We start from the raw sequence: 14,784 nt of genomic DNA on the forward strand, positions 1-14,784 counted from the left end.
CGTTACTCTGGGTTGTCCGCGAGAGATCTCGCCGCCCGGACGCAGTGGGCGAGAGCCGTGCGCGCGTACCCCGGGGAGGCCCCCGCGAGTCCGCACGCCGGGGTGACCGTGACCGCCTCCGCGAGAAGCCCCGGTGACAGCCCCAGCCTGCGCCACAGCGTCCTGACACCCATGACGCTACCGGCAGGGTCTGACAATGGGCCCTCGGTGCCCGGGACGACACCGGTGAAGAGCCGGGTGCCGGCCTCCACCGCCTCACCGATCGCGTCGTCGTCACGCTCGGTGAGCAGGGAGAAGTCGAAGGAGACGGCCGCCGCGCCCGACCGGCGGAGCAGGGCGAACGGGACGTCCGGTGCGCAGGAGTGGACGACGACCGGGCCGTCGTGCACCCCCATGGCGTCGCGGAGCGTGGCCTCGACGATCTGCCGGTCGACGGCCCGGTGGGTGCGGTAGCCGCTGGCGGACTTCACCTGGCCGCGCAGCACGGCCGTGAGGGACGGCTCGTCGAGTTGCAGGACGAGCCGCGCGCCCGGGATGCGCCGCCGCACCTCGTCGAGATGCAGACGCAGTCCCTCGGCGAGGGAGGCGGCGAGGTCGCGGCAGGCCCCGGGGTCGGAGAGGACCGCCTCGCCGTTACGCAATTCCAGGTTGGCGGCGAGCGTCCAGGGCCCGACGGCCTGGACCTTCAGCGGCCCCTCGTACTCCTGGGTGAACTCCTCCAGCGCGTCGAGGTCCTCGCCGAGCCAGGAGCGGGCCCGCTTGGTGTCCCGACCGGGCCGGTCCCCCAGGCGCCAGCCGCTGGGCTCCACGCGCGCGTACAGCTCGACGAGCAGTCCGGCGGTCCGCCCGATCATGTCCGCTCCCGGTCCCCGGGCGGGCAGTTCGGGCAGGAAGGGGAAGTCCTCGAAGGTTCCGGTGACGGTTTTGGCGGCTTCTCGGGCGTCGCCGCCCGGCATGGACCCCACACCGGTGGCGGCGCCGAACCTGAACTGGCTGTTTTCGCTCACCGGAGAAGCCTACGCAGCGGCTCCGCCGGGGTCAGTTCCCAGGTCGCACCGTCAGGTCGTTGACCTCGGCGTCCCTCGGCAGGTCCAGGGCCGTCAGGATCGTCGTGGCCACCGACTCCGGGTCGATCCACTTGGCGGCGTCGTACTCCTTGCCCTCCTGCTGATGGACCTTGGCCTGCATGGGGCTGGCGGTGCGGCCGGGGTAGACCGAGGTGACCCGGACGCCGGCCGCGTGCTCCTCGTGGCGCAGGGAGTCCGCCAGGGCCTTGAGGCCGTGCTTGGACGCGGCGTACGCGGACCAGCCGGCGTGGGCGTTGAGGCCGGCGCCGGAGTTGACGAAGACGACGTGGCCCCGGGCGGCGCGCAGCTGGGGCAGGAAGTGCCGGGTCAGCTCGGCGGGGGCGACGAGGTTGACGTTGAGCTGATGGCGCCAGGTCTTCGGGGTGAGTTCGCCGATGGGGCCGAGGTCGACGACCCCGGCGATGTGCAGCAGCGAGTCCACGCGGTCGGGCAGCGACTGGTGGGAGAAGGCCCAGGAGAGCCTGTCGGGGTCGGACAGGTCCCCGACGAGCGTCTTCGCCCCCGGGAACTCGGCCGCCAGCTCCTTGGCGCGGCCCGCGTCGCGCGCGTGCAGCACGAGGTCGTCCCCGCGCGCGTGCAGACGGCGGGCCACGGCCGCGCCGATGCCGGAGCCCGCTCCGGTGATCACATGAGTAGCCATGCCCGCCATGCTCGCATCAGCCTCAGGTCACTCGATGCCGCGGCTCTCCTCCAGGTACGCCAGGGCGCCCACCGGCTCCTCCGCGAAGAACACCAGGTCGGTGAGGGGGCGGGGCAGGAAGCCCTCGTCCTCCATGCGGCGGAACTGCTCCTTCAGGCCGTCGTAGAAGCCCGCGGTGTTGAGCAGCACGACCGGCTTGTCCGTGTGGCCGTGCTTCTTCAGCTCCAGGATCTCGGTCGCCTCGTCGAGCGTGCCGGTGCCGCCGACCATGACGACCACGGCGTCGGCCTTCTCCAGCAGGATCCTCTTGCGCTCGGCGAGGTCCTCGGCGACGACCATCTCGTCGACGCCCGGGCGGGCCTTCGCCGAGAGGAATTTCACGGAGACGCCGGTGAGCCGGCCGCCCGCCTCCTGCACACCGTCGGCGACCACCTTCATGAGGCCGACGTCCGAGCCGCCCCACACCAGGGTGTGTCCGCCCTTGCCCAGCAGGGTGGCGAACTCCCGCGCGGGACGGGTGTAGCGCTCGTCGAGGTCGGCGGCGGAGAGGAAGACACAGATGTTCATGAGCCCACCGTACGGGCCCGGTCGGGAGCCGCGGTGACCCGCATTTTGGACTGCCGGTGCGGGAGCTTCTCCCAGTCGTCCATGAACCGGGCGTCCAGGCCGTGCTTGGCGGCGAGTTCGGTGAGCGTCCGCGTCCGGTAGTAGAAGTCCTCGTGGAGCACCTGGTGCTCCTCGCCCTCGGTGCGGTCGAAGGTGAAGTCGAAGAAGCCGCCGGGTGCGAGGATCCGGCCGACGTGGGCGAAGCACTCCTCTATGACGTGCGGCGGCGAGTGCGAGAAGACGCTGTGCGCGTGCACGACGTCGAAGTGCGCGTCGGGCAGGAAGGCGAAGGTGAGGTCGTCGGCGAGCGCCAGGTAGGGCATCTTGGACTGGAGGCCCTCGGCGACGAGGGTGTCCTGGGCGGCGAGCAGGATGTGCGGCGAGATGTCGATGCCGTAGTAGTGGCCGGCGTCGAGGTGGTCGATGAACAGACGCCCGGCGCGCAGATTGCCGCAGCCGATCTCCAGCATCCGGTGCCGCGGCTGGAGGCCGTGCCCCACCAGGTAGTCGAACTGCATGCGCCCGATCCGCGCCCACGCCTCGCGGGAGGGGTTGTGCCCCACCGCCGCCTCCGCGCTGCGGGCCGCGTCGGAGGCCATGACGGCGCGGTAGTAGGAGATGTGGTCGCGGTAGCGCAGCCGCAGCCAGGCGTCCCGCGCCGCGCGCCGGGCGTGCGCGGGCACGCGCCCCGGGTGGCGCAGGGCGTACCTGACCTGGTGGGCCAGGGTGCTGCGGTTTCCGGCCGGTTCCGTTGCTCGCATCGGGGCCTCCTGCGGCGTGGGAAGAACTCCGCTACAGCGTGCGCTGTATCGAAGGACTCGGCTACCCAAGGAGGGCGATCGTGACCAGAGGGCACCGCATCACCGTCGAACCGAGCGGCCGCCACGTGCGCGTGGTGCACGGCGGACAGATCCTGGCGGAGAGCGACCGGTCGCTGGTCCTGCGCGAGACGGGCTGTCCCGAGCGGTACTACATCCCCGCCGAGGACGTACGCCTGGATCTGCTGACACCGTCGGGCACTCACACACACTGCCCGTTCAAGGGGGACGCCTCCTACTGGTCGCTGCCGGGCGCGGCGGACCTCGTGTGGGCGTATCCGGATCCCGAGCCGGACGTCGCTGAGATCAAGGACCACCTGTGCTTCTACGAGGTGGAAGTGATGTGATCGGCCGACGCTCGGCCCGCCTCACCGATGAACACCCCGCCGTGCGGCAGTCTGCATGAGCATGGACAAGAAGATCCTTTCGCGCGACGGCACCCGCATCGCCTACGAGAGCACCGGACAGGGCCCCGCGGTCGTCCTGGTGAGCGGCGCGATGTCGACGGGCGGCACGCTGGCGCCGCTGGCCGTGTCGCTCTCGGAGCGTTTCCAGGCCGTCGTGTACGACCGCCGGGGCCGGGGCGCCAGCGGGGACACCGCGCCGTACGCCGTGGAGCGTGAGCTCGAGGACCTGGCGGCGGTGATCGAGGCGGTGGGCGGCGAGGCGTTCCTGTACGGCATCTCCTCGGGAGGGGCGCTGGCCTTGGAGGCGGCGGCGAGCGGGCTGCCGGTGCGGCGCGTCGCGGTGTACGAGACGCCGTTCGCGATGTCCGAGGAGGGCGCCGAGGAGCGCGCGGAGTACACCGGGCGGCTGACGGAGGCGCTCGGCGAGGGACGGCGCGGGGACGCGGTCGAGCTGTTCCTGCGGCTGGCCGGTCTGGCCGAGGGGATGATCCAGGGGGCCCGCCAGTCCCCCATGTGGGCCGGCATGGAGGCGATCGCCGGGAGCCTCGCCTACGACGACGCCGTCATGCGCGACGGCCGGGTGCCCCGCGACCGGCTGGCCGCGGTCGGGGTCCCCGTCCTGGCGGTCGCGGGCGACGCGAGCCCCGCCTGGCTGCGCGAGGCGGCCCGGGCGATCGCGGACTCGGTCCCCACGGGCACGTGCCGCACGCTCCAGGGCCAGACGCACATGGTCGAGCCGAACGTGCTGACGCCGGTGCTGACGGACTTCTTCCTGCAGGGCTAGGGCCGACGGCGGGGCCTCGTCAGGCCGACGCCGTCGGTCGACTCCGTCAGGCCACGCCCGCCGTCGCCCGGGTCGTCGAGGCGATCGTCGCCGAGCCCACCACGCGGGTGCCGTCGTACAGCACGATCGCCTGGCCGGGGGCGACGCCGCGGACCGGCTCGGTGAAGGTGACCTCCAGGGAGCCGTCGACGAGTTCGGCGCTCACCTCGGTCTCGCCGCCGTGGGCGCGCAGCTGGGCCGTGTAGGTGCCGGGGCCCGTGGGGGCGGCGCCGCACCAGCGCGGCTTGATCGCGGTCAGGGCGCTGACGTCCAGCGCGGCGGCCGGGCCGACCGTGACCGTGTTGTCCACCGGGGAGATGTCGAGGACGTAGCGCGGCTTGCCGTCGGGGGCCGGGGTGCCGATGCGCAGGCCCTTGCGCTGTCCGATGGTGAAGCCGTACGCGCCCTCGTGCGTGCCGATCCGGTTGCCGGACTCGTCGACGATGTCGCCCTCGGACCTGCCGAGCCGGTCCGCGAGGAAGCCCTGGGTGTCGCCGTCGGCGATGAAGCAGATGTCGTGGGAGTCGGGCTTCTTGGCCACCGCGAGGTCCCGGCGCTCGGCCTCCGCGCGGATCTCGTCCTTGGTGGTGAGGGTGTCGCCGAGGGGGAAGAGCGCGTGGGCGAGCTGCCGGTCGTCCAGCACGCCGAGGACGTACGACTGGTCCTTGGCCATGTCGGAGGCGCGGTGCAGCTCACGGGTGCCGTCGGCGAGGGTGACGACCTTGGCGTAGTGGCCGGTGCACACCGCGTCGAAGCCCAGCGCGAGCGCCTTGTCGAGGAGGGCGGCGAACTTGATCTTCTCGTTGCAGCGCAGGCAGGGGTTGGGGGTGCGGCCGGCCTCGTACTCGGCGACGAAGTCCTCGACCACGTCCTCGCGGAAGCGGTCGGCGAGATCCCACACGTAGAAGGGGATGCCGATGACGTCGGCGGCGCGGCGGGCGTCGCGCGAGTCCTCGATGGTGCAGCAGCCGCGCGCGCCCGTCCGGAAGGATTGGGGGTTGGCGGAGAGCGCGAGGTGGACGCCGGTCACATCGTGACCGGCCTCGGCCGCGCGGGCGGCGGCTACGGCGGAGTCGACTCCGCCGGACATGGCGGCCAGGACGCGGAGGGGACGGGAGCGCTGCGGGGTTTCAGTCATAGCCCTTCCAGGGTACGGGGGCGCGGGAACCAGGGCTCACGAGTATCCGTTGACGATCACATGGGACAGCGGAAGGCTTCGAAGGACGGCGACCGGAAGGTCGGGCGTCGCGCGCTGCTGATCGGCGGGGCGGCGGCAGCGGCGGGCACGGCCGCGCTGGCCCGGGACGAGCTCGCGCGCCTGTGGTGGCGGACTCCCGGCGTCGAGAAGCCGCGCAAGGCGGGCGAGGTCGACTACACGGGCGCCCGCTGGGTGGCGGCGTCGGAGGCGAACTGGCGGCGGGCGGACCGCCCGGACGACTTCGGCATAGACATGGTGATCGTCCATGTCACGCAGGGCAGCTTCGACAGCGCGGTGAAGGCCTTCCAGGACCCGGGGCACCAGGCGGCCACGCACTACATAGTCCGCCAGGACGGGCACGTCACGCAGATGATCCGCGAGCTGGACGTGGCGTACCACGCGGGCAACCGCGACTACAACGAACGCAGCGTCGGCATCGAGCACGAGGGCTTCGTGGACCGCCCCCAGGACTTCACGGACGAGATGTACGAGGCCTCGGCCCGCCTCACGGCCCGCATCTGCGCGCGCTACGACATACCCGTCGACCGCGAGCACATCATCGGCCACGTGGAGGTCCCGGGCACGGACCACACGGATCCGGGGCCGCATTGGGACTGGGACAAGTACATGCGCTTGGTGAAGCGGGCGCGCACGGCACCGGCCTGACCGGCCGGTCCCTGCTCGCTACGTCGGTCCCGCCGCGCTACGTCAGCCCCGCCGCCCGCGCCCGTTCCACCGCCGGGCCGATGGCCTTCGCGAGGGCTTTGACGTCGGACTCGGTGGAGGTGTGGCCGAGGGAGAAGCGGAGGGTGCCGCGGGCGAGGTCGGGGTCGGTGCCGGTGGCGAGGAGGACGTGGCTGGGCTGGGCGACGCCGGCGGTGCAGGCGGAGCCGGTGGAGCATTCGATGCCCTGGGCGTCGAGCAGGAGGAGGAGGGAGTCGCCCTCGCAGCCGGGGAAGGTGAAGTGCGCGTTGGCGGGGAGGCGGCCCTCCGGCGCGGGGTCGCCGCCGAGGATCGCGTCCGGCACGGCCGAGCGGACGGCGGTGACCAGGGTGTCGCGCAGGGCGCCGACCTCGCGGGCGAACCATTCGCGCTGTTCGGCGGCCAGCCGTCCGGCGACCGCGAAGGAGGCGATGGCGGGTACGTCGAGGGTGCCGGAGCGCACATGGCGTTCCTGGCCGCCGCCGTGCAGGACCGGTACGGGGGCGTGCTCGCGGCCGAGGAGCAGGGCGCCGATGCCGTAGGGGCCGCCGATCTTGTGGCCGGAGACCGTCATCGCGGCGAGGCCGGAGGCGGCGAAGTCCACGGGGATCTGGCCGAAGGCCTGGACGGCGTCCGAGTGCAGGGGGACGCCGAACTCCGCTGCCACATCGGCGAGTTCGCGGATCGGCAGGATCGTCCCGATCTCGTTGTTCGCCCACATGACGGTGGCGAGGGCCACGTCGTCGGGGTTACGGGCGATCGCCTCGCGCAGGGCGTCCGGCTGGACACGGCCGTGGGCGTCGACCGGCAGGTACTCGATGGTGGCGCCCTCGTGTTCGCCGAGCCAGTGGACGGCGTCGAGGACGGCGTGGTGCTCGACGGGGCTGGCGAGGACGCGGGTGCGGGCCGGGTCGGCGTCGCGGCGTGACCAGTACAGGCCCTTGACGGCGAGGTTGTCGGCCTCCGTGCCGCCCGAGGTGAAGACGACCTCGCTGGGGCGGGCGCCGAGGGCTTCGGCGAGGGTCTCGCGGGCCTCCTCGACGGTACGGCGGGCCTGCCTGCCGGATGAGTGGAGGGAGGAGGCGTTGCCGGTGGCACCCAGGTGCGCGGTGAGCGCCTCTGCCGCCTCCGGAAGCATCGGGGTGGTCGCGGCGTGGTCGAGGTAAGCCATGGTGAGCCCGATTCTACGGCTCCGGTTCCACGGGCCTCAGAGCAAGGTTGGCCGAACGTGAACCGCTTTCCCGCGCGGCTGCCGCCCGTCGTCCACGGGCTCGGCCGCGCCGTGCCGGCGCACGGTCGTCCGACGGCGGCTCAGCGGCTCAGGAGTGCGGCTCAGAAGCTCCAGGAGATCGAGCTGTCGAACTCCATGAACGCCGCCAGGACCAGCAGGTCCGCGATGCCCAGGCCGAGGCCGAGGTAGGCGCGGCCGGGGCGCTCGGTGCCGCGCCACAGGGCGATGCTGGCGAGCGCGATGGCGATCGGGCCGAGGAAGAGGTTGAGGACGAGCAGGCCGAGCAGGCCGAGGATGAAGGACGCGACGGCCATGCCGTCGGTGTCGCGGATACCGGTGCGGCGCGAGGCCGGAGCGGTGAGCTGCATGATGGTCGACTCCCAGTCGGGTCGAAGGGAACGGTGGTCGGCGGGCCTGAGCCGGTGGGCCCGGGTCAGTGGGCCTGCGTGTGACGCCGGCGGCTGTGGCGCTCGCGGATCGCGAAGATGCCGAGCCAGGCGGCGATGACCACGCCGGCGGCGACGGAGAAGGTGAGCGGCGCGTGGGCCACGGTGCCCAGCACGACTCCCAGCAGCAGGAGCGCGGCGACGATGAACAGCATGGGTACAGCCCCCAGGGTTTCGGTGAACGGTTGTGGTTACAGTTGTTCACTGACTTCCCAGTCTAGCGTCTCCTATGACTTTTCAATTCCAGAGAACAGTTGTTAACTGCATGGTATGAGTCACACCCTCGGCATCCGGCAGGCCCAGAAACAGAAGACCCGGCAGGCACTCCTGGACGCGGCCCTGGGGCTGCTGGAGGAGCAGAGCCTGAGCAGCCTGGGGCTGCGCGAGGTCACGCGCGCCGTCGGTGTCGCCCCGACGGCCTTCTACCGCCACTTCCGCTCCACGGCGGATCTGGGCGTGGCCCTGGTCGAGGAGGCGCTGGGCAGCCTGCACCCGATGATCCGGACGACGGTGTCCACGACCGGCGACCACGAGGAACGCATCACCCGCGCCATCGAGCTGATTGCCCGTCATGTCGACGGGTACCCCGCGCATGTCCGATTCATCGCCCGTGAACGGCACGGCGGAGTCCAGCCGGTACGGGAGGCGATACGGGAGCAACTGGTGCGTTTCGCCCAGGAGGTCAAGGAGGAGCTGGCCAAGGACTCGGTGTCCGAGGGGTGGACCGAGGACGACCTGCTGATGCTCGCGCACCTCTACGTCGACCAGATGCTGATCACGGCGTCGCTCTTCCTGGAGGCGCTGGAGGGCCCGGAGAAGGAGCGTGCGGAGCGGACGCGGCACGTCACACAGGTGGCGACCCGCCAGATGCGGCTGATCGGCCTCGGCCGCCACCACTGGCTGGACTGACCTCCCGCGCACAACGCACCGGGGCGGCACGCCCGTTCGCCGAGCACGCCGCCCCTGTCGTATCCCGGAGGGTCCCGTCGGCCCCTCCGTACCCTCTACGCCTACTGCTCCTTCTGCGCCTGCGGGGTCTGCTGCCCCTGCCCGCCCGAGGCCTGACCACCGCCGCCCGGCCCGCCGCAGCCGCCGCCCTGGCCACCGCCGGGGCCGCCCTGAGCGCCGCCTGGCGCACCGCTGGGCGCACCCGAAGGCGCCCCGGACGGCGTACCCGACGGCATACCCGATGGCTTCGAACCCCCGGAAGCGGCGCCCGACGGCGCACCGGACGGAGCCCCCGAAGGCGCACCCGACGGCGCCTGGCACGCCTGCTGCTGTCCGGAGTCGCCGCCGCTGTTCGAGGACGACGAGGAGTCACCCGAGCCGCAGGCCGCCAGAGCGAGGGGCGACAACGCCAGCAGGGCCACGGCAGGAAGGAGACGGGCACGCTTCATGAGAGACAGCTCCAGGGAGGATGAGGAAGTCCTGAGGCGAGCACTCAACCAACGCCGCTCAGGACTCCCCTCGGGACGCCCTGTGATCTGCCTGTCAGTGAGGCAAAATTCAGCCGAGCCTGACCCGGGCGAGCTGCCGGGACTGGGCGACCAGGCGGTCGGCGCTGTCCCAGACCTCGGCGTCCTCCTCCAGGAAGCCGCCGGCGAGGTTGCGTGTGGTGATCGAGACGCGCAGGGGGCCCGGTGCCGGGCGGCAGCGGACGTGCACGGTCAGCTCGACGGTGGGGACCCAGCCCTTCAGCCCGATCTCGAAGGCGGTGGGCGGCAGGGCGTCCACCGCGAGCAGCAAGGAGAGCGGGTCGTGGTCGCGGCCGTCCGCGAGACCGAACCAGGCGCGCATCTCGCCCTTGCCGGACGGTTGCCCGAGGGCCCAGCCCAGCGTCGAAGGGTCCAGCTTGAGCATCAGACGGTCGGCGATGGCCGAGCTGCCGTCGACGGGGGCCGGCCCGTCCTCGGGGCCGAAGCAGTGCTCCATCGGCGGGATCGCGGGCGGCTGGGCCGTCGTACGGACGTCGTCGGGCAGGGCGTCCAGGTCGCCGTAGGAGGCGAGGACGCGGATGCGTTCGACCTCGCGGCCCTCGTCGTCGTACTGGAAGAGGGAGGCCTGGCCGGTCGACAGGGTGCGGCCGGTGCGGACGAGGTCCGTGCGGACGACCGCCGGGCCGGGCTGGGATGCGGTCAGGTAGTGCGCCGAGATGGTGAACGGGTCGGCATGCGGCAGGGCGTCCGCGAGCGCGCGGCCCAGGACGGCCAGCAGATAGCCGCCGTTGACGGCACTGATGATCGTCCAGCCGGCGGAGAGGTCGATGTCGTAGACGCCGGGCGCACGGGGGGTGAGCGCGGTGTCGCGGTCGAACTCGCTGTCGCCGATCGTGGCCCGGACGTCCGGGGCGGTGGCTGCTTCTGGCATGGCTGAACAGTACAAGAACCGACTACTAAGCGGTAGCTTTTCTCGCTCGGCCCGCGCCCCCGACTTGGTGAGACATGGGCAACTTCTCAGTGGGACGACCTGTTCGGCACCGGCGACCATGTGCGGCAGGCGGCCGATCTGGGCGCCGACGGCACGGGCGGTATCGCGCTGAACCGGCGTCGAGCTGCTGCCCGGCTACCCCGGCTCGGCGAAGGCGGTCCGCCCCCGGGGGCTGGGCGAGCGCGACTCGCTCGCCGCGCGGAGCCCCGCCCTGCGTGCCGGGGAACGACCCGTACACGCTGCTCCGCGAGGCGCCCGTCCCGCCGCGGCTCGCGCTGTGCCTCTCCGGCCGGCCGCACGACGGCTACGAGGACGCCGTGGCGCTCGAGCACGCCGCGAAGGCCCCGACGACCGTGCATGTGGCTGACGGCGATGACGGGCCGCGTGCCCGTCACGGCAGGACGGGCTCCTCCTCCTCGCTCACCGTGGACCGCCGGTGCCAGGCCCGCGGGGCTCGCCAGTGGTACCGCATCGCGAGCAGCCGCAGGACGAAGCCGGTGATCACCGCGAGGGCGCTGGTCAGCGGGGACAGGGCGTCGTACCGGATGCACAGCACCACGATGGTGGAGCCGACGATCGCCGGGACCGCGTAGAGGTCGCGGTCCCAGCGCAGCAGGGAGGGCACCTCGTTGGCGAGCACGTCCCGCAGCACTCCCCCGCCCACCGCGGTGGCCATGCCCAGGCACGCGGAGGCGGTCAGGCCGAGCCCGTACTCGTACGCCTTCGTCGTCCCGGCGACGCAGAACAGGCCGAGGCCGGCCGCGTCGAAGACGTTCACGGCGACCTGGATGCGTTCCACATGGGGGTGCAGGAAGAAGACGAGGAGGGTGGCGAGCAGCGGGGTGAGGAAGTACCCCAGGTCCGTGAAGGCGGCGGGCGGCACCGCCCCGATGACCAGGTCGCGGAAGAGACCGCCGCCCAGTGCGGTGACCTCGGCGAGGACGGCCATGCCGAACACGTCGAAGTTCTTCCGGACGGCCAGCAGGGCGCCGGAGATCGCGAAGACGAAGATGCCGATCAGCTCGAGCGAGTGCTGGACGGACGGGGTGAAGAGTTCCTGGAGCACCCGAACATTTTTACCCACGGCCGAGCCCCCGCCCCCCGAGTGAGGGGCGGGGGCTCGGGCGGAATCACTTCTCGACGGAGGGAGTGGTCTTCTCCGCGGCGGCCTTGTGGGCCGAGATCAGCAGCTCGGTGTCCTGCGGCTGCTGGTCCTCGAAGTTCTCCGGGTGGTGGCAGGCGACGCGCTGCCCGGCCCGCAGCTCCTTGAGCGGCGGCTCGGTCGTCTTGCAGATCTGGGTCGCCTTCCAGCACCGGGTGTGGAAACGGCAGCCGCTCGGCGGGGCGATCGGCGAGGGCACGTCGCCCCTGAGCAGGATGCGCCCGCTCTTGGTGCCCCGGCGCTTCGGATCCGGTATCGGCACAGCCGACAGCAGGGCCTTGGAATACGGGTGCATCGGCGACTTGTACAGCTTGTCGCGATCGGCCAGCTCGACGATCTTGCCGAGGTACATCACCGCGATCCGGTCCGAGACGTGCCGGACGACCGACAGGTCGTGCGCGATGATCACGTACGTCAGGCCCAGTTCCTCCTGAAGGTCGTCCAGCAGGTTCACCACCTGCGCCTGGATCGACACGTCCAGCGCGGAGACCGGCTCGTCGGCCACGACCAGCTTGGGGTTGAGCGCGAGCGCGCGGGCGATGCCGATGCGCTGGCGCTGGCCGCCGGAGAACTCGTGCGGATAGCGGTTGTAGTGCTCGGGGTTGAGGCCGACCACCGACAGCAGCCGCTGGACCTCCTTCTTCACGCCGCCCTCGGGCTCGACGCCCTGGAGCCTGAAGGGGGCGCCGACGATCGTGCCGATCGTGTGCCGGGGGTTCAGCGAGGAGTAGGGGTCCTGGAAGATCATCTGCACATCACGGCGCATCGGGCGCAGATCGCTCGTGCCGAGGTGTGTGATGTCCTTGCCCTCGAACTCGACCGAGCCGCCGGTCGGTTCGAGCAGCCGGGTGATCAGCCGGCCCATGGTGGACTTGCCGCAGCCCGACTCGCCCACGACGCCGAGCGTCTCGCCGCTGCGGACCTCGAAGTCGATGCCGTCGACGGCGCGCACCGCGCCGGTCTGCCGCTGGAGCAGGCCCTTGCGGATCGGGAAGTGCTTCTGCAGGCCGGTGACCTTCAGCAGGATCTCGCCGTCGGCGGCGGAGTCCTTGGTGAGGGTGGCCCCGCTGGTGTCCGGTTTGGTCACCGGTTTCTCGTCGCTCACAGCTTCGGCGCAATCTCTTCGGTCCAGATACGCTCCCGCTGCTCCTGGGTCATGTGGCAGGCGGCCCAGTGACCGCCGCCGACCTCGGTCAGCTCGGGGCGGACCGTGCGGGTGACGTTGTCCTTCGGGAGGTCCGCGTACGGGCAGCGCGGGTTGAAGGCGCAGCCGGACGGGAGGTTGATGAGGGAGGGCGGAGCCCCCTTGATCGGGATGAGCCGGTCGGTCTCCTCCCGGTCCATACGCGGCATCGAGCCGAGCAGACCCCAGGTGTAGGGGTGCCGGGGCTCGGAGAACACGTCCTCGGCGGAACCGCGCTCCACGCACCGGCCGCCGTACATGACCAGCAGGTCGTCGGCCATCTCGGCGACCACACCCAGGTCGTGGGTGATCATGATGACCGCGGAGCCGAACTCCTTCTGCAGATCATGGATCAGATCGAGGATCTGCGCCTGCACGGTGACGTCCAGGGCGGTGGTCGGCTCGTCGGCGATGAGCAGCTCGGGGTTGTTCACCAGCGCCATGGCGATCATCGCGCGCTGGCGCATACCGCCGGAGAACTCGTGCGGGTAGCCGTCCACGCGCTTGGCCGGCTCGGGGATGCCGACCCGGTCGAGCATCTCGACCGCCCGCTGCTTGGCGGCCTTCCTGCTGACGTCGTGGTGGACCCGGTACGCCTCGACGATCTGGTGTCCGACCGAGTAGTAGGGGTGCATCGCCGACAGCGGGTCCTGGAAGATCATGGCCATCTTCCGGCCGCGCAGCCGCCGTACCTCGTCGGGGTCGGCCGCGATCAGCTCCTGGCCGTCCAGCCACACCTCGCCGGAGACCTTGGCACGGGCCGAGCGGTGCAGGCCCATCAGCCCGAGGGAGGTGACGGACTTGCCGGAGCCGGACTCGCCCACGATGCCCAGGGTCTTGCCCTTGCGCACGTCGAAGCTGACGCCGTCCACCGACCTGACCAGACCGTCGTCCGTGTCGAAGTGGATGCGCAGATCCCGTACGGACAGGAACACGTCGTCCGCGGTGGACGGGGCGACGGGGTCCGGTTCGCCGAGAGCGGCTTTGTCGAGCTTGCTCACGAGTACCTCACCCGGGGGTCGATGGCGGCGTTCACCAGGTCGACGATCAGATTGCAGAAGACGATGAAGAACGCGGCGACCATGGTCACACCCATGATGATGGGCAGGTCGTTCTGCTGGATGGACTGGATGGCGTAGGCGCCGATGCCCTGCAGCGAGAAGACCGTCTCGGTGAGCACCGCGCTGCCGACCAGCAGACCGAAGTCCATGCCGAAGATCGTGACGATCGGGGTCAGCGCGGAGCGCAGGCCGTGCTTGGCGACGACCGTGGTCTCCTTCAGACCCTTGGCCCGGGCCGTTCTGATGTAGTCCTCGCCCATCGTCTCCAGCATGCCCGCCCGGGTGAGCCGGGCGTAGAGAGCCGAGAAGAGGAAGGCGAGGCTGACCCAGGGCAGGATCAGGTGCCAGGCCCATTCCGCGGGGTTCTCGGTGAAGGGGACGTAGTCGACGCTGTCCCAGATGGGGATCTCGTAGACGAAGAGCGCGAGCAGGATCTGGCCGGTGAAGAAGATCGGGAGCGAGACGCCGGAGAGGGCGATGAACATGGCGATGCGGTCGATGGGCTTGCCCTTGCGCAGCGCTGAGATCACACCGGTCGTGACACCGAAGACCACCCAGATCACCGCGGCGCCGACGGCCAGCGAGAAGGAGACGGGGATCCGTTCCTGAAGCTGGGGCCACACCTCGACGTGGTTCTTGAAGGAGTACCCGAAGCAGGGTGCGCTGCAGTGCGTCGCGTCGGGACCGAACTTGTAGTCGGCGCCGATCACGATGCCCTTGATGAAGTCCCAGTACTGGACGTAGACCGGCTGGTCCAGGCCGAGGTTCTGCTTGATCGCGGCGACGGACTCGGGGTTCGCGTCCTTGCCGACGTACTGGGTGGCCAACTGGTCGGCCGTCTGGCCCCCGATGCGGGGAACCAGGAAGAAGATGGCGAAAGTGACTGCGCTGACCACCAGCAGCAACAGCACGGCGCCCATGACGCGTCGGAGGATGTACGCAGCCACAGCTGTACGGCCCCGGGTGGCCGCGGCGGGATCGTCCGACGCGGC

Annotated in this window: 17 protein-coding genes; 4 read left to right on the top strand and 13 right to left on the bottom strand. The window is 71.2% G+C overall.

Annotation, left to right across the window (positions count from 1 at the left end; genetic code table 11):
* Positions 1–2: 2 nt before the first annotated feature.
* Genes NNW99_RS10250 through NNW99_RS10265 form a run of 4 tightly spaced genes read right to left on the bottom strand, consistent with a single transcriptional unit; the run spans position 3 to position 3,095 of the window.
* On the bottom strand, positions 3–1,007 hold the full coding sequence (locus tag NNW99_RS10250) for a methionine synthase (protein ID WP_215118387.1): 1,005 nt from the start codon (positions 1,005–1,007) through the stop codon (positions 3–5).
* Positions 1,008–1,038: 31 nt separating this feature from the next.
* The gene (locus tag NNW99_RS10255) at positions 1,039–1,737 is read right to left on the bottom strand and encodes an SDR family oxidoreductase (protein ID WP_215118388.1); all 699 of its coding nucleotides are present in this window, start codon (positions 1,735–1,737) and stop codon (positions 1,039–1,041) included.
* 18 nt (positions 1,738–1,755) lie between these two features.
* The gene (locus tag NNW99_RS10260; protein WP_215118389.1) at positions 1,756–2,295 is read right to left on the bottom strand and encodes a TIGR00730 family Rossman fold protein; all 540 of its coding nucleotides are present in this window, start codon (positions 2,293–2,295) and stop codon (positions 1,756–1,758) included.
* A complete protein-coding gene (locus NNW99_RS10265) occupies positions 2,292–3,095 on the bottom strand; it encodes a class I SAM-dependent methyltransferase (RefSeq protein WP_215118390.1) in 804 nt (267 codons plus the stop codon). The genes NNW99_RS10260 and NNW99_RS10265 overlap by 4 nt, the downstream gene beginning before the upstream one ends.
* Positions 3,096–3,175: 80 nt before the next feature.
* Here NNW99_RS10265 and NNW99_RS10270 point away from each other — a divergent pair, with 80 nt between their 5' ends.
* Together NNW99_RS10270 and NNW99_RS10275 are read left to right on the top strand one after the other, a co-directional pair.
* Positions 3,176–3,499 (top strand): DUF427 domain-containing protein, encoded by a 324-nt coding sequence (locus NNW99_RS10270; RefSeq protein WP_215118391.1) that lies wholly within the window; start codon positions 3,176–3,178, stop codon positions 3,497–3,499.
* Between the two features lie 61 nt (positions 3,500–3,560).
* Positions 3,561–4,343, top strand: a complete 783-nt coding sequence (locus NNW99_RS10275) for an alpha/beta fold hydrolase (protein WP_215118392.1) — start codon at positions 3,561–3,563, stop codon at positions 4,341–4,343.
* 46 nt (positions 4,344–4,389) lie between these two features.
* Here the strand turns inward: NNW99_RS10275 and mnmA are convergent, their stop codons facing one another.
* On the bottom strand, positions 4,390–5,520 hold the full coding sequence (gene mnmA, locus NNW99_RS10280; RefSeq protein ID WP_215118393.1) for a tRNA 2-thiouridine(34) synthase MnmA: 1,131 nt from the start codon (positions 5,518–5,520) through the stop codon (positions 4,390–4,392).
* Between the two features lie 60 nt (positions 5,521–5,580).
* Between mnmA and NNW99_RS10285 the strand changes: the two genes are divergently transcribed.
* Positions 5,581–6,246: an N-acetylmuramoyl-L-alanine amidase gene (locus NNW99_RS10285; RefSeq protein WP_215118394.1), complete on the top strand. Its 666-nt coding sequence runs from the start codon at positions 5,581–5,583 to the stop codon at positions 6,244–6,246.
* Positions 6,247–6,283: 37 nt separating this feature from the next.
* Here the strand turns inward: NNW99_RS10285 and NNW99_RS10290 are convergent, their stop codons facing one another.
* The 3 genes from NNW99_RS10290 to NNW99_RS10300 form a co-directional block, all read right to left on the bottom strand.
* Positions 6,284–7,453, bottom strand: coding sequence for a cysteine desulfurase family protein (locus tag NNW99_RS10290; protein WP_215118395.1), 1,170 nt, complete (start codon positions 7,451–7,453; stop codon positions 6,284–6,286).
* Positions 7,454–7,614: 161 nt separating this feature from the next.
* A complete protein-coding gene (locus NNW99_RS10295) occupies positions 7,615–7,881 on the bottom strand; it encodes a DUF4190 domain-containing protein (protein ID WP_215118396.1) in 267 nt (88 codons plus the stop codon).
* 65 nt (positions 7,882–7,946) lie between these two features.
* Positions 7,947–8,114, bottom strand: coding sequence for a hypothetical protein (locus NNW99_RS10300; protein ID WP_184598666.1), 168 nt, complete (start codon positions 8,112–8,114; stop codon positions 7,947–7,949).
* Between the two features lie 115 nt (positions 8,115–8,229).
* Here NNW99_RS10300 and NNW99_RS10305 point away from each other — a divergent pair, with 115 nt between their 5' ends.
* Entirely contained in the window at positions 8,230–8,868 is a 639-nt protein-coding gene (locus NNW99_RS10305; RefSeq protein WP_215118397.1) for a TetR family transcriptional regulator, read from the top strand.
* A 597-nt stretch (positions 8,869–9,465) separates the two neighbouring features.
* Here the strand turns inward: NNW99_RS10305 and NNW99_RS10310 are convergent.
* The 5 genes from NNW99_RS10310 to NNW99_RS10335 form a co-directional block, all read right to left on the bottom strand.
* Positions 9,466–10,326: a thioesterase family protein gene (locus NNW99_RS10310; RefSeq protein ID WP_215118398.1), complete on the bottom strand. Its 861-nt coding sequence runs from the start codon at positions 10,324–10,326 to the stop codon at positions 9,466–9,468.
* A gap of 451 nt (positions 10,327–10,777) precedes the next feature.
* Positions 10,778–11,452: a trimeric intracellular cation channel family protein gene (locus tag NNW99_RS10320; RefSeq protein ID WP_215118399.1), complete on the bottom strand. Its 675-nt coding sequence runs from the start codon at positions 11,450–11,452 to the stop codon at positions 10,778–10,780.
* A 64-nt stretch (positions 11,453–11,516) separates the two neighbouring features.
* Positions 11,517–12,653: an ABC transporter ATP-binding protein gene (locus tag NNW99_RS10325; protein WP_215118400.1), complete on the bottom strand. Its 1,137-nt coding sequence runs from the start codon at positions 12,651–12,653 to the stop codon at positions 11,517–11,519.
* Complete coding sequence (locus tag NNW99_RS10330) at positions 12,650–13,732, bottom strand: ABC transporter ATP-binding protein (protein WP_215118401.1); 1,083 nt, start codon at positions 13,730–13,732, stop codon at positions 12,650–12,652. Before NNW99_RS10330 ends, NNW99_RS10325 begins: the two co-directional genes overlap by 4 nt.
* Positions 13,729–14,739, bottom strand: coding sequence for an ABC transporter permease (locus tag NNW99_RS10335; RefSeq protein WP_215118402.1), 1,011 nt, complete (start codon positions 14,737–14,739; stop codon positions 13,729–13,731). The genes NNW99_RS10330 and NNW99_RS10335 overlap by 4 nt, the downstream gene beginning before the upstream one ends.
* Between the last annotated feature and the right edge of the window lie 45 nt (positions 14,740–14,784).

Source organism: Streptomyces sp. CRCS-T-1 (assembly GCF_024442335.1).
Taxonomy (GTDB): Bacteria; Actinomycetota; Actinomycetes; order Streptomycetales; family Streptomycetaceae; genus Streptomyces; species Streptomyces koelreuteriae.

Excerpts from the sequence above, each read along its gene's own strand:
- NNW99_RS10255 (WP_215118388.1), bottom strand. The coding sequence starts at position 1,737 with ATGGCGGGCATGGCTACTCATGTGATCACCGGAGCGGGCTCCGGCATC.
- NNW99_RS10275 (WP_215118392.1), top strand. The coding sequence starts at position 3,561 with ATGGACAAGAAGATCCTTTCGCGCGACGGCACCCGCATCGCCTACGAG.
- NNW99_RS10310 (WP_215118398.1), bottom strand. The coding sequence starts at position 10,326 with ATGCCAGAAGCAGCCACCGCCCCGGACGTCCGGGCCACGATCGGCGAC.
- mnmA (WP_215118393.1), bottom strand. The coding sequence starts at position 5,520 with ATGACTGAAACCCCGCAGCGCTCCCGTCCCCTCCGCGTCCTGGCCGCC.
- NNW99_RS10260 (WP_215118389.1), bottom strand. The coding sequence starts at position 2,295 with ATGAACATCTGTGTCTTCCTCTCCGCCGCCGACCTCGACGAGCGCTAC.
- NNW99_RS10265 (WP_215118390.1), bottom strand. The coding sequence starts at position 3,095 with ATGCGAGCAACGGAACCGGCCGGAAACCGCAGCACCCTGGCCCACCAG.
- NNW99_RS10290 (WP_215118395.1), bottom strand. The coding sequence starts at position 7,453 with ATGGCTTACCTCGACCACGCCGCGACCACCCCGATGCTTCCGGAGGCG.
- NNW99_RS10305 (WP_215118397.1), top strand. The coding sequence starts at position 8,230 with ATGAGTCACACCCTCGGCATCCGGCAGGCCCAGAAACAGAAGACCCGG.
- NNW99_RS10300 (WP_184598666.1), bottom strand. The coding sequence starts at position 8,114 with ATGCTGTTCATCGTCGCCGCGCTCCTGCTGCTGGGAGTCGTGCTGGGC.
- NNW99_RS10295 (WP_215118396.1), bottom strand. The coding sequence starts at position 7,881 with ATGCAGCTCACCGCTCCGGCCTCGCGCCGCACCGGTATCCGCGACACC.
- NNW99_RS10285 (WP_215118394.1), top strand. The coding sequence starts at position 5,581 with ATGGGACAGCGGAAGGCTTCGAAGGACGGCGACCGGAAGGTCGGGCGT.